Raw genomic sequence first — 268 nt, 5'->3', positions numbered from 1 at the left:
CCGGACGACAGCGGGAGCGTGCGGCAGCCAGAGCTCAGTTGCTTGGCCCCTTGGCGCGCGGCCATGTCGTTTCACCTGCCGATGAGGCTGATCTGCGCCATTTCTTCGGTGAGATCGGCACGTTCGACCACCTCGTTCTGACCTTAGGGACGCAGTCGATCACGCTACCCTTCGCACAGCTCAATGACGGGCACATGCGTGACGCCATGGATTCAAAGTACATGGCGTATACGCGAACCCTGCGCGCCGCACGCATCGACCCGGAAGC

Annotated in this window: 1 pseudogene; it reads left to right on the top strand. The window is 62.3% G+C overall.

The features are described 5' to 3' along the window. A pseudogene (locus P9217_RS30220) lies at positions 1 to 268 on the top strand (hypothetical protein); the annotation flags it as partial.

This window comes from Mesorhizobium sp. WSM4989, assembly GCF_029625795.1.
Classification (GTDB): domain Bacteria; phylum Pseudomonadota; class Alphaproteobacteria; order Rhizobiales; family Rhizobiaceae; genus Mesorhizobium.
This window is presented reverse-complemented; position numbering and strand designations above follow the sequence as displayed.